Here is a 12,986-nt window from a genome sequence, read left to right as displayed (position 1 = left end):
AAAAATCATATCCACTACGTCGCAGTTTCTTCCAACTATGAATGAACAAATACGTTTGTACCCCAACAATTGCGGTAGAAGCTCTTTTTAATAAGCAGAACCATATCGATCATTTCCATTTTATCTTCTGATTATATAAACTAGTATCAGAAGGAGGGAGATTGATGAAATTAAGTGTGTTGGATCAGGCACCCATCTCTCGTCATTCCAGCCCTGAGGAAGCATTACAGCAATCATTGGAGCTTGCCAGATGGACAGAAGAATTAGGTTACCATCGATATTGGGTGGCAGAGCATCATAATACGAATGGGCTTGCTAGTTCCTCTCCTGAAATTATGATTACTCGAATCGCTTCAGTCACTAAGAGGATACGTGTTGGTGCAGGTGGTGTGCTGCTCCCTCAATATAGCCCATATAAAATAGCGGAAAACTTCAAAACATTAGCAGCATTTTTCCCGGAACGCATTGATTTGGGTGTTGGCCGTTCGCCTGGGGGTTCCCAGCTAACAAGGTTAGCAATAACGGATAACATGAATAAAAGCTTACAGGATTTCCCGCGTCAATTGGCAGATTTGCAGGGATTTCTTCATAATACGTTACCAAAAGACCATGAGTTTCGGTTGGTAAAAGCAGGACCACGTGTAGAAAAGATCCCGCCAATGTGGGTACTCGGTCTTTCAGAACGTGGCGCGAGTAATGCGGCTGCATTGGGAACAGGGTTCGTCTTCGGCCACTTTATTTCGCCAAAAAATGGAAAAGAGGCCTTGGAAACATACCGGAAGTCTTTTACGCCATCAGTATCTATGAACACCCCTCAAACAATGGTATGTATATTTGTTGTGTGTGCAGATACGACGGAAGAAGCGGAAGAACTAGCATTGACACAGGATAAATGGTTATTAAGTGTGGGAAAAGGCGCAGATACAAAAGTGCCAACATTGGAGGAAGTAAAAAAGAAGGAATTCACTCAGGAAGAATTGGAAATCATGCAGGAAAATCGCAAGCGTTGTGTAATTGGGAATCTACAAGAAGTAAAAAATGAACTTCTTCGCTTAAGTGAATTTTATCAGACAGATGAATTTATGATCATTACAAATATTCATGACCATGCAAAAAAGCGGAGGTCATATCAACTGCTTGCAGAGGCTTTTGATTTATAGAGCAAAGAGGTCTAAGTATTATATAAGCTATTTTTCATTTAATAGAAAAGAAGTCCACTTGCTCAATTTTCTCTAAAGAAAGGAGTCGTCGTATGAAAGCAGTTAATGTAAAACAACCTGGCGGGACGGAACAGTTACAGGTGAAAGAATTCCCCAAGCTTGTTCCAAAACAGGGAGAAATTCTAATAAAAGTAAGCGCAGCAGCTGTAAATCGTACAGATATCGTGAATAGGGAAGGAAAGTCTGGTTATAACACAAATCCGATATTAGGCATTGAAGTTGCGGGGGAGGTAGTGGATTCCGATCCAGATGCAAACATTGAAAAAGGAACAAGGGTAATGGGACTTGTAAATGGGGGAGCATATGCAGAATATGCTGTGATGCCTGCTGATCGAGCGATGATTATACCAGATAATCTTTCGTTTGAAGAGGCAGCAGCTATTCCGGAAGTTTTTCTCACCGCATACCAGACCTTGTTTTGGCTCGGCGAATTGACTGATGAAGATACCGTGCTCATCCATGCTGGAGGCAGCGGTGTAGGAACTGCAGCTATTCAGCTTGCTAAGCAGTTGACTAAAGCAAAAATTATTACTACAGCCGGTTCAGCTGAAAAACTCGATTTTTGCCGATCACTAGGTGCAGATGTTTGTATTAATTATAAAGAAGAATCTTTTCCAGAAGAAGTACTAAAAGCTACAAATGACCAAGGGGCAGATCTCATTCTGGACTTCATTGGTGCATCGTATTGGGAAAAAAATTTGCAAAGTATCCGAACGGATGGACGCTGGATTCTGATTGGGGTGCTTGGTGGAACAGAAATCGAAAAAGTAAATTTGATGCATCTCATGTTAAAACGAGTGCAACTAAAAGGGACGCTTTTGACGCCTAGAAGCGATGCATATAAACAGCAATTAACGCAAGATTTCTCTAGAAAAGTACTGCCATTAATTAAAGAGAATAAGGTAAAGCCAATTATTGATAAGGTTTTTAAATTAGAGGATGTGCAGGAAGCACACAGGCATATGGAGGAAAATAAAAATATTGGTAAGATTATACTTCGAATAAATGAAGAAGGATAGTGTATTCTCTATCCTTCTCTTTCTTAGTGTATAGCTGATTTAAATCTGCCGCCGTGGACTTCTTGGGCGTCCATAATTGTAATAAACGCCTTTTCATCAATATCATGCACAACTGTTTTTAATTTTGAAAGCTCCAGACGTGTTACAACTACAAAAATAACATCCTTATCTTTATCTATATAGCCACCTTGCCCGTGTAGCTTCGTAACCATCCGGCCAAGTCTGTCATTAATTGCAGAGGCAACCTCTTCATATTCATTAGAGACAATTACTGCAGCTTTTGTATCACCGGTGAAGCCTTGCCCAACCGCATCGATTGCTTTTGCAGCAATATAATACGTTAGAATGGAGTACATTGCCTGTTCCCATCCTAACACGAATCCGGCCCAACCAAAGATGAATACATTAAGAAACATAACAAATTCCCCAACAGAAAAAGGAAGCCTTTTCGTCAGAAGTATTCCAAGTATTTCAGTCCCATCGAGTGCACCTCCAGCCCGAATGACCGTACCGACACCAATCCCAAGAATCAACCCGCCGAAAACAGTAGCTAAAAGGGGCTCATTTGTCACTGGGGCAACATGCTCTAGAGGAGCTTCAAGAATGGATAGAGCAACAATACTGAGAATGGAAGCAATAAAGAAGCTTTTTCCTATGTGTTTGTATCCTGCCACAAGAAAGGGAGCGTTAATAATTAAGATAAGAATACCAAAATTCAGTCCCGATAAATGATTGATTAATAACGATATTCCAATAATCCCGCCATCGATAATCGAATTAGGTATGAGGAATAATTCAAGGGAGGCAGCTGTAATGGCTGCACCTGCAATCATTTGTATGTATTTAAATATAATTGAAGTCCTGCTTTTTTGTTTGGTATGTTCCCTCATTCGATAGACCCCTTAAAAAGAATTTATGTATTTCTTACTCATTAATTTAATTTTAACATAAACAAAAGTACTGAGTTTTGATTCGCACAGTGGAAAATGAAATTTGTTAATTCAATTTAAACTAAGTTTCGTAAATAAATTTTTTGTAAGTCTTTTAATTTCCGTAAATTTTTTTGGAAGTTAGTAAAGTATTAAGCATTACCATTGTATCGTTTGTGATCTTGTTTTTCCATGCATCCATAGAATCACCCCTCCTAATTATATGTGTTTGTCCTGTTAGATAGAATGGAAGCAATAGTAAATAATTAAATCCTTTGCACAAAAGGTAATTGTTGTATCTCTTTTCACATATGCTGAAAGTATTGAATTGGTTTGACTGGTCAAAACTACATTGGGTACTTAGAACCCTTTTTTTGTAATCCATAGGAGATGCTGTTATATAGTGGTATAATTCTAAATAATCTAATTTCAATAAGGAGGACAGGCTAATGTGTTTTAGCAAAAAGATGAGGAACATTCTTTTTACAGTACTTATTATTGCACTTGTATGTATTCCGTTTGTCATCAAAGAAAGCAACTCCAACGTAGTAGCATCTGATCAGATTACGAAAGTGGACAGTAAACAACCGAATGAAAAAGTCTCCATGACCGCTACAGAACTTCAAGAGAAGCTTGATGCTATTTTACACAAAAGTCAGTTGCAAGGAACATCCACGGGGGTAAGCATCCGTAAGGCAAGCGATGGTGAATTACTATATAACCATTCTGGCGAAATGCGTTTACATCCAGCCTCCAACCAGAAAATTCTCACAGCAATTGCAGCTTTATCAACGTTGGGAGAAGATTATCGATTCTCCACAGAAGTACTGACAGGTGGAAAATTAAGAGGAAAGGTGTTACATGGAAACCTCTATTTGAAGGGGAAAGGGGATCCCACCTTGCTAAAGGATGACTTAGATCATTTTGCCAAACAATTAAAGGAGCAGGGCATTCGTAAAGTAAAAGGAAACTTAGTTGGGGACGACAATTGGTTTGATGACGTGCGACTGGCAACTGATATTAACTGGGATGATGAAAGTAATTATACCGCAGCGCAAATTTCCGCACTAACTCTTTCACCGAATACGGACTACGACTCAGGTACGGTAATCGTTCAAGTGCTCCCTGGTGAAAAAGCTGGTGACCAACCTAAAGTAGTGCTATCACCAGATACCGATTACGTTTCAATTAACAATAAAGCTAAAACGACAGCAAAAGGGACTTCAAAAAATATTTCCGTTCAGCGGGACCATGGCACAAATACGATTACTATAAGTGGAAATCTTCCGCTAGATTCCTCCTCTAAATCTTGGATTGCAGTATGGGAGCCAACTGGCTATGTTGTTGATGTATTTCGTAAATCCTTGGAAAAGCAAGGAATTGCATTGATTGGTAACAGTAAACCAACTGTTGGAAAGACACCAAAAGATGCAGAAATACTTGCAAAAAAGGACTCCATGCCATTGAAAGAGCTCCTTGTCCCATTCTTGAAATTAAGTAACAATGGCCACGGAGAAATTGTAGTGAAAGAAATGGGCCGGGTAATAAAGGAAGAGGGAAGCTGGGATAAAGGACTTGACGTTGTTGAGGAGGCCCTTTCAAGCAATGGTTTGGCGATGGAGACAATTCGTCTTCGTGATGGAGCAGGGATGTCTCATAAGAATTTGCTGCCAGCAAATCAGTTGTCAAAACTACTGTTTGAAATTCAAGATGAAAGCTGGTTCCCAGTGTTTGAACAGGCACTTCCTGTTGGCGGAGAGCCTGAGCGAATGGTTGGTGGAACATTGCGCTACCGCTTAACAGGGGATGCAACAAAAGGCAAAGTCCATGCTAAAACCGGTTCCTTAACCGGTGTAAATACACTATCGGGTTATGTAACAAACAAGGATGGGGAAAAGTTAATCTTCTCCATTATGATGAACAATTATATCCAAGGATCCATGCCACAAATTCAAGATGCAATTGTGACAGCACTAGCAGAGCACAGCTTTGAAGAATAAAGGAAGAACATCTCCCCGTAGGAGATGTTCTTTTTTAATGGACGGGTAACAAATTTTGAAGCGGACATAATCAAATGCCAAATGAGAGAACCTGGCTCCAAGATGAGAGACTCCACCATTCAAATGAGAGAACGCTCCCCAAGATGAGAGGGCTCCTCAACCACCTCATTCAATCAATTCACTTTCTGCACCTGCTGTACGTAATCTTTTGCCATCTCTACGGCAGTCTTAGCATGTATATATCCCCATTTATCTGCAAGTGTTGGTTGTGATGTTGCTTGTAAAATACTTTTTATGTCATTTGGACTTAGCTGAGGATTTGCCTCAAGCATTAGAGCGATAACTCCTGCACAAATAGGTGTTGCCATCGAAGTGCCAGATAGTGATACATAATTTTCATCTATTACACGCTCAGGTATTTGTTTTTCTAGCGCCGATCCGGGAGATAATAGAGAAATAATATTTGAACCAGGTGCGTAAATATCTGGTTTGACTAATTCATCAATGGTTGGACCACGACTCGAAAATTTGGAAATAACAGCATCTGATCGAGTTACTGTGTTTTGATCATCCGCAGAACCAACTGTAATAATGAATGGATCAATGGCAGGCGTACTAATGGTGCTGCGTGATGGACCGTCGTTTCCGGCTGCAGCACATACAACTATACCGCTATGCCAGGCTTTTTGGGTTGCTTGGGTGAGTGGGTCGTCACGGTAAGATTCATATGCTTCAGCACCTAGAGATAGAGAAATAATTCGTATACCATACTTTTCTCGATGCTTCATACACCATTCTATCCCTCGTATAATAGTGGAAAGCTTCCCGCCGCCTTTTTCATTTAAGACTTTAACCCCAACAATTGAAGCAGCCGGTGCTGGGCCCGTATACTTTCCATTAGAATGGTGTCCATTTCCTGCAGCGTCTCCACAACAGTGGGTCCCATGGCCATTATCATCATAAGGTTCTTCCTGCTTATTAACAAAATCTTTGAAAGCTACAATTCTATTCTCCGGTTTTGTTAAATCAGGATGCGGAAATACTCCGGAATCAATGACAGCGATAGTAATATCTTTCCCAGTTAAACCAAGATCTTGTTGTACTTCTACTGCATTTATTTCTTTTGTAGCCACATCAAGAAACGCCGTTACATCTCGGTCATAAAAAATACGTTCCACTGCCTCATGATCTTTTAGTTCTCTGATCTTTTTGGGTGTTAAATCTCCATACAACGAGTGTAAAATTTCCATATCATCATTTAACGTATTACAAGAATCTCCCTCACATGTTTTTAACAAATCTTCCTTCATATCCTTTGTGCAATTCTGGTAAACTTTCACAATTACTGGTAGCGTGTCCTCACTTGTTTCATTTGGGTCTTCTTTTCTTTTTTTCATCAACTGTCCTACTAATCCGGGATCTAGTCTGGAATTGGCTTCTTCAAACCATACTTGTTTCCTCTCCGTCATCCTTACTTCCTCCTTATAGAATAGTTGTTTTTACTTTGCTTTATTCGACTGCATGCACTACTTGCTCTAAAGCTTATCTACTTTTCTGGTAAATTACAATAAGTCAAATATCCCAAAATTCAGTTAACTAATGCTTTTAGATTAGTTAGCAAAAAATTTTCCTTCATTAAAGGTGAAAAACACACAAATATATAGGTGGTTTTATAAGGCATAGCATAGTTTTGTTCAATACTTAGAGCCTTTATCATTAAAAAATATAGCGCTTCATTTATAATTGGGAAGAATACACTTGGTAACGGAGGTCTTTAAAATGTCTATTCCAATTAAGCAAATTAAACTTCATAAGCTGAGCATGCGATTAAACAATCCATTTACAACAAGTTTCGGCACTCTAAAGGATAAGGAATTTTTTATTACAGAAGCTGTAGATGAGGATGGGAAGCGTGGTTTTGGAGAATCTGTTGCGTTTACTAGCCCGTGGTATACAGAGGAAACCGTAAAGACAAATGAGCATATAATGGAAGATTTTTTAATTCCAATACTTCAGAAAAACACGATCGCTCATCCTGATGATGTTTCCAGCTTATTTTCTTCCATTCGGCGGAACAACATGGCAAAAGCAGCCTTGGAAGGTGCTATCTGGGATTTATATGCAAAGCGAGAGAATATGCCGCTTTCAGAAGCACTCGGGGGCACGAAAAAGAATATTGATGTCGGGATCAGCATCGGTATTCAGCCAACAACTCAAGATTTGCTGGATGTAATTGAAAAATATGTACGGGAAGGCTATAAACGAATAAAAATAAAGATCAAGCCTGGAAGGGATATTGATGTCTTAAAAGAGGTTCGTTACCACTTTCCTGACCTTCCAATCATGGCTGATGCGAACTCTGCTTATACACTTCAAGATATAGAACACTTAAAAAAAATGGATGAGTTAAATTTAATGATGCTGGAGCAGCCATTAGCACACGATGATATAGTTGATCATGCAAAATTGCAGGCAGCAATGGATACGCCAATTTGTCTGGATGAGAGCATTCATTCTCTGGAAGATGTGAAGAAGGCCAACCAACTCGGTAGCTGCAAAATAATTAATATTAAAATAGGCAGAGTTGGTGGTTTAACGGAAGCAAAACGTATTCACGATTATTGTGAAAAGAATAATATTCCTGTTTGGTGTGGGGGAATGCTGGAGGCAGGAGTTGGCCGTGCTCATAATGTGGCATTAACAACGCTGCCACAATTTATATTGCCTGGAGATACAGCAGGGTCATCACATTACTGGCAGGAAGACATTATCCAACCTGAGGTTGAAGTGAACCAAGGGTTAATCCATGTTCCAGATAAGCCTGGAATAGGTTATGAGGTAGATGAAAAGATATTAAAGAAGGCTACAATAGATGTGAAAACATTTAATTTCCACTAAAAATTGCCATTGTTTCAATTTGGTGAAAAAGAAGTTGCAACAATTGGACCATTTAGTCGAATATTGCCCGGGAAATACATTATTTAACGTTAAATTTATAAAAATAAGAGAACCTGAAATTCAAATAGAGAACAGCCAAGTAGTATCTTTAATCAGATAATAGACGGCTGTTCTCCAGTAATATTTATATCTTCGTATTATCTATTTCCAAGTATCCCCTAAAACCCGCACCCAATTTTTATAGGCAATCTTCTCAATTTCTTCATTTGTAAAACCATAGTTACTTAAAGCTTGTTGTAAGTTAGGCAATCCTTGCACATCTTTAAGCGAATCAGGTACCGTTGTGCCGTCAAAGTCTGATCCAAGCGCCACATGATCAATTCCGAAATTTTCTGCTATATATGCAATGTGTTTTACAATGGTTTCAAGGGGGATATTCGTATCAAATCCTCCATCTTCCCGGAGCATATTAATCGCATAATTAATGCCCACTACCCCATTTGTCTCCTTAATTGCTTGCAACTGCTTATCTGTCAGGTTTCTTGAAATTGCACAAATGGCGTGAACATTGGAATGTGTTGCGACAATAGGTGAATCACTAAGTTCTACGACATCCCAAAAGCCTTTTTCATTTAGATGTGTTGTATCAACCATAATTCCCAAATCATTACATTCACGGACAAGTGCCTTTCCGTGATCGGTAAGTCCTTGACCAATATCAGGTGTGGAAGGGTAACGAAATGGCACACCTTCTCCATAAACATTGGGTCTGCTCCATGTAATACCAAGGGAGCGCAGGCCTGCCTTATAGAGGAGGTGAAGTGAGTCAAAATTAGTGTCAATGGCTTCAGCACCTTCTATATGAAAGAGGGCTGCAAGGATTTGGTTTTTGAGACAATAGATTAACTCCTCCGTATTTTTCACTACTTTTAATTTACCTGATGACGCTCTTTCCAATTTAAACAAGTTAGCAGCTACCCTTGTTGTAAAGGCTAACGACATTTGCTGATCAATTTGCGGAGGTAATGGTAAATCATAGCTATTACCTGTTACAAACTTATCCGGAGCGACTTCATAATTTTCATTAGGTGTAAATACAGCGAAAAACCCTCCACCAAACTTGCCTTTATGTGCTCGTGGTAAATCAATATGTCCCGTTGTACTTTCCCTGAAAAATTGCTGAAGCCCTGTTGATTCATTCTCTTGTAATCTGAGCAGTGTGTCATTATGGCCATCAAAGGTGGGGAATATATTCATCGAAATAGCCGCCTTTCTTATGTGAATATTTGCTACACTTCCTATATTCGGTCCTCGAGTCAAGTACACTATAATCCTTGCTATTTTTCATTATTATTCCTTATCAAATTAGCACGAATAGGAATAAGACTTCCTATTAATGCTATTCCCGCTGCGGCGAGGAACATTTTTTCAAAACCATACATGGCTATTCCAGAAATACTTGCAAATATAACCAAATCACAGACAGAATCAATAATTGAGAGTAAAGAGATTGTCGTTGCTCGTACATGTGATGGAATAATGTCGTTCGCCAATTGTGCATAAACAGGGTATCTGACTGTTCGGATAAACCGAAGCAGTACCATCATGAGAAGAAGTACCCACAATGTCTCTCGATATAAAGCGACAAACATTAAACATATGGCACCTAAAGCACCAGTTGCATATAATAGCGTGATTCTTGATATCCTTGCAGTCATCCACCCAATCGAGCGTGAGATGAAAAAGCTTAGTATAGCCAGACACGCGAATACTGTTCCGATTAGATAAACAGGCAAACCCGCATCACTAAGTAATTTATCACTAAAGTTATCAAAAATAGCTGCTGTTGGAATAAATACAAGTGTAATATTCAAAAACATCCATAAAACCTGTGGTGATTTTTTAATAGCATGTAATCCTTCTTTTACTTGTTGGAAAGGATTTTCCTGATATGTTCCATGGTTGGACGGATTCTGTACAAAAAATAGCAAGCCGACTTGGACAGATTGAAAAGCTATTCCTAATACAATAAGTAAATTAAATTGGTTATTCGTTAAATCCTTTGCAATTATGGAGCCTATAATTAGGACTCCGATTGTGACCACAAATTGAGCCGACTGGATGATTCCAAGCGCATGGTCCATTTTATCTTCTTCATTGGATTCTTTCAAAGATTCATAAATAAGAGCCTCATCCGATCCACTAAAGAAGGTTACAGCAAGACCGCTAAGTATACTGCTTGAAAAAAACACCCAAGGATCGTATGCCCATATAAGTAAACTGTGGCTGATGATACTCAAAATAGCACCAATTATAAAGGATAGCTTTGCCCCGTAACGATCGGCAAACATGCCTGTAGGGATTTCCCCTATTAATACACCAGTACTCCAAAATATCATAACCCACAAAATTAGTGACTCATCCAAGCCTCGAGCAAAATAAAATAAAGCGAGTACTGGTTGGAGAAAACGAATGCTCCCAAATAATTCCGCCCAAAATAAAATGCGAATGTTCCGCGCAGCTAATGTTCCTATTTTCAATTTTTTATCCTCCTGTAATTGTTTATTCGGTTAATAAACAATCAGGAGCGAGAATTTTTCTAATAATTGGTCAAACAAATTATTATAGTTTTTTCACCCCTGATTGTTGGTTTGAAAAAAATGTGAAGTTTTTTTGCATTGTTAATTCCTCCTTAACTGTTGTAAGAATATTATACATAATTGGAGAGAAAAAAGAAGTGGAAAAACATTATTTTCAGACATTTGATATTTTTAGCTGTGTTTCTACAAATTATTGTAAATAGTTTCTATTTCCTACATACAAACTTCGATTCTACTGATAAAATTTATATTGAAAGCAATCATAGATTAAGAGGAGAAGATAGAATAAATGAATGTTAAACGGATCATTTTTCTACTGTTTACCGGTTTGGTATGTATGTTTTGGCATCCTGTAAGTTCCTATGGAGCAGAAGCCTCCACGAAAGATGTAATTATTGGCTACAAAGATGAAGTAGGGAAGCAGCTTATTGTTAATCAAAGTAAAAGCATAGATAATCATTTTAAAAGCTTATCTGCTTTTGCAGTGAGTATAAATGCAAGTGATGTTGAAAAATATAAAGGAAATGAACATATTACATATATAGAAGAAAATGTCCCAGTTACCCTCTCCAACAGCAGTAACTCTATAAATGAGATAAAAAACGGAGACACATTAGTAGAGGGTGAAACATGGAATCTTCGTTCATCCAGATTTTCGTATGCATGGGAGGAAGGGGCAACCGGTAAAGATGTGAAGGTGGCAGTAATCGATACAGGTATTTCCCCACATAAAGACCTAAAAGTTGCCGGAGGAGTATCCACAGTGGATTATACGGAAAAATGGGAGGATGATAACGGACATGGTACGCATGTAGCTGGAATCATTGGGGCAGAGCAAAACGGCTTTGGCGTAGTAGGAGTTGCCCCGATGCATCCATCTATGCCGTTAAAGCATTGGATAGCCATGGTGAAGGTGATATGGATGCATTATTAAAAGCAATTGAATGGTCTATTCAGCATGAAATGGACATTATAAATCTATCTTTGGGTACTGAATTTCATAGTGACGCCTTAGAAAAAATAATAAAGCAGGCCTATGATGCGGGAATACTTATAGTTGGAGCAAGCGGGAATGGAGAAGGTGATGGCAAGGTGATTTACCCTGCTAAGTATGAACAAGTAATTGCTGTTTCTGCATTAGATGAACAGTTTCATTCAGCTCCATTTGCTTCTAGTGGACCTGAAGTTGAATTCTCAGCACCTGGAACAAATATTATTAGTACGTATTTAAATGGAAACTACGGTATTGCAAGTGGCACTTCCCAAGCGAGTCCGCATATAACCGGGATGCTTGCACTTCTGCAGCAAAAGCTTCCAGATAAAAATCCTGAAGAAAGAAGAGCGGCCTTAACAGATTATGTACAGGATTTAGGAGAAACTGGCAGGGATTCATATTTTGGTTTTGGACGTATTAGTTATATTACAGATTTTACAGCTCCCGATGAAATAGCAGACTTGAAGCTTCATAAAACCGAAAGTGAGGCCTTCTCTATCCAATGGGTAAATCCAGAAAATGAAGATTTTGATAAGACCATTATTTATTTGAACGATAGTATGGTCAAAGAAAAGGCAAAGGGAGAAGAAACCTCCTACACATTTACGGAGTTAGAAGCTAATACACCATATGATATTGCAATTTATACAGAAGATATTTATGGTAATCGCTCAAAAGGTGTTATTCAAACCGTAACAACGAAAAAATCGGGATTAATTATTTCCGAGAAACAAAAAGAGTCAGAGGATGATCAAGAAAGTAACCCTGAACCGGAAAGTCCGGTAAAAGAGGAGAAAAAAGAAGAAGAAAATAAGCAAGAACTGCAGCCCGAAAAAGATGTAACGCCTCCTGTGGATGAAGGAAAAAAGAATGAAGAAAAGCAACCCAGTATTTCAATTCCGGCTCCTGTACAGGAACCACCTGTAAGTAATGAGCAGTCAGAGCACAAAAATCCAGCTCAGGTCAGCGAAAATAATGAAAAGCAAAAGGAGGCTAAACAAGAAGATAGTTTAGCAGCTTCTGGATCAACTAATAAAGCCGAGGAAGTGGAAGAAAAAGAGTCACAAAGTGAACAGCGTGATGTGAGTAAAGATAGCAATAAAAACGAGCAGAGTACCGCAGCAGCTATCGATGAAGGAAACAAAGATGAAGATAATGACGAAAACTTGTTTATGCAATTCTTCTCCTGGATAGGTGGCCTATTTCGTTCCATCTTTCAATCACTAGTACAAGTGTTTTAGATGAATTTGGGAATTTTGGATTCTAAGTTAATAGGCTCTATAGGTTTTCTGTGCGTTCTAATGGACAAAAACCGCCTCGGAGTCC

General features: G+C 38.8%; 9 protein-coding genes and 1 pseudogene. 6 read left to right on the top strand and 4 right to left on the bottom strand.

Translation table 11 applies throughout. The features are described from left to right. The first annotated feature begins 164 nt into the window (after nucleotides 1–164). Both JCM12304_RS18260 and JCM12304_RS18255 read left to right on the top strand, forming a co-directional pair. A complete protein-coding gene (locus tag JCM12304_RS18260) occupies nucleotides 165–1,160 on the top strand; it encodes an LLM class flavin-dependent oxidoreductase (protein ID WP_040956239.1) in 996 nt (331 codons plus the stop codon). Nucleotides 1,161–1,252: 92 nt separating this feature from the next. Further along, nucleotides 1,253–2,239, top strand: a complete 987-nt coding sequence (locus JCM12304_RS18255; RefSeq protein WP_060681922.1) for an NAD(P)H-quinone oxidoreductase — start codon at nucleotides 1,253–1,255, stop codon at nucleotides 2,237–2,239. Between the two features lie 23 nt (nucleotides 2,240–2,262). On the opposite strand, the gene JCM12304_RS18250 is transcribed toward JCM12304_RS18255, so the two are convergent. Continuing rightward, nucleotides 2,263–3,129: a YitT family protein gene (locus JCM12304_RS18250; protein WP_060681921.1), complete on the bottom strand. Its 867-nt coding sequence runs from the start codon at nucleotides 3,127–3,129 to the stop codon at nucleotides 2,263–2,265. A 488-nt stretch (nucleotides 3,130–3,617) separates the two neighbouring features. Here JCM12304_RS18250 and dacB point away from each other — a divergent pair, with 488 nt between their 5' ends. Next, on the top strand, nucleotides 3,618–5,168 hold the full coding sequence (gene dacB, locus JCM12304_RS18245; RefSeq protein ID WP_060681920.1) for a D-alanyl-D-alanine carboxypeptidase/D-alanyl-D-alanine endopeptidase: 1,551 nt from the start codon (nucleotides 3,618–3,620) through the stop codon (nucleotides 5,166–5,168). 173 nt (nucleotides 5,169–5,341) lie between these two features. On the opposite strand, the gene JCM12304_RS18240 is transcribed toward dacB, so the two are convergent. After that, nucleotides 5,342–6,637, bottom strand: coding sequence for a S8 family peptidase (locus JCM12304_RS18240; protein WP_060681919.1), 1,296 nt, complete (start codon nucleotides 6,635–6,637; stop codon nucleotides 5,342–5,344). A 310-nt stretch (nucleotides 6,638–6,947) separates the two neighbouring features. Between JCM12304_RS18240 and menC the strand changes: the two genes are divergently transcribed. Further along, the gene (gene menC, locus JCM12304_RS18235) at nucleotides 6,948–8,066 is read left to right on the top strand and encodes an o-succinylbenzoate synthase (protein ID WP_060681918.1); all 1,119 of its coding nucleotides are present in this window, start codon (nucleotides 6,948–6,950) and stop codon (nucleotides 8,064–8,066) included. A 201-nt stretch (nucleotides 8,067–8,267) separates the two neighbouring features. Here the strand turns inward: menC and JCM12304_RS18230 are convergent, their stop codons facing one another. Both JCM12304_RS18230 and JCM12304_RS18225 read right to left on the bottom strand, forming a co-directional pair. Further along, the gene (locus JCM12304_RS18230; RefSeq protein ID WP_082388079.1) at nucleotides 8,268–9,323 is read right to left on the bottom strand and encodes a dipeptidase; all 1,056 of its coding nucleotides are present in this window, start codon (nucleotides 9,321–9,323) and stop codon (nucleotides 8,268–8,270) included. Nucleotides 9,324–9,403: 80 nt separating this feature from the next. Beyond that, on the bottom strand, nucleotides 9,404–10,606 hold the full coding sequence (locus tag JCM12304_RS18225; RefSeq protein ID WP_060681917.1) for an MFS transporter: 1,203 nt from the start codon (nucleotides 10,604–10,606) through the stop codon (nucleotides 9,404–9,406). A gap of 349 nt (nucleotides 10,607–10,955) precedes the next feature. Here JCM12304_RS18225 and JCM12304_RS20485 point away from each other — a divergent pair. Both JCM12304_RS20485 and JCM12304_RS20480 read left to right on the top strand, forming a co-directional pair. Continuing rightward, nucleotides 10,956–12,013: pseudogene (locus JCM12304_RS20485) on the top strand (S8 family peptidase); the annotation flags it as partial. A 108-nt stretch (nucleotides 12,014–12,121) separates the two neighbouring features. After that, a complete protein-coding gene (locus JCM12304_RS20480; RefSeq protein ID WP_440130099.1) occupies nucleotides 12,122–12,901 on the top strand; it encodes a fibronectin type III domain-containing protein in 780 nt (259 codons plus the stop codon). Nucleotides 12,902–12,986 lie beyond the last annotated feature (85 nt).

The organism is Virgibacillus halodenitrificans JCM 12304, from assembly GCF_001310895.1.
Taxonomy (GTDB): domain Bacteria; phylum Bacillota; class Bacilli; order Bacillales; family Amphibacillaceae; genus Virgibacillus_Q; species Virgibacillus_Q halodenitrificans.
This window is presented reverse-complemented; position numbering and strand designations above follow the sequence as displayed.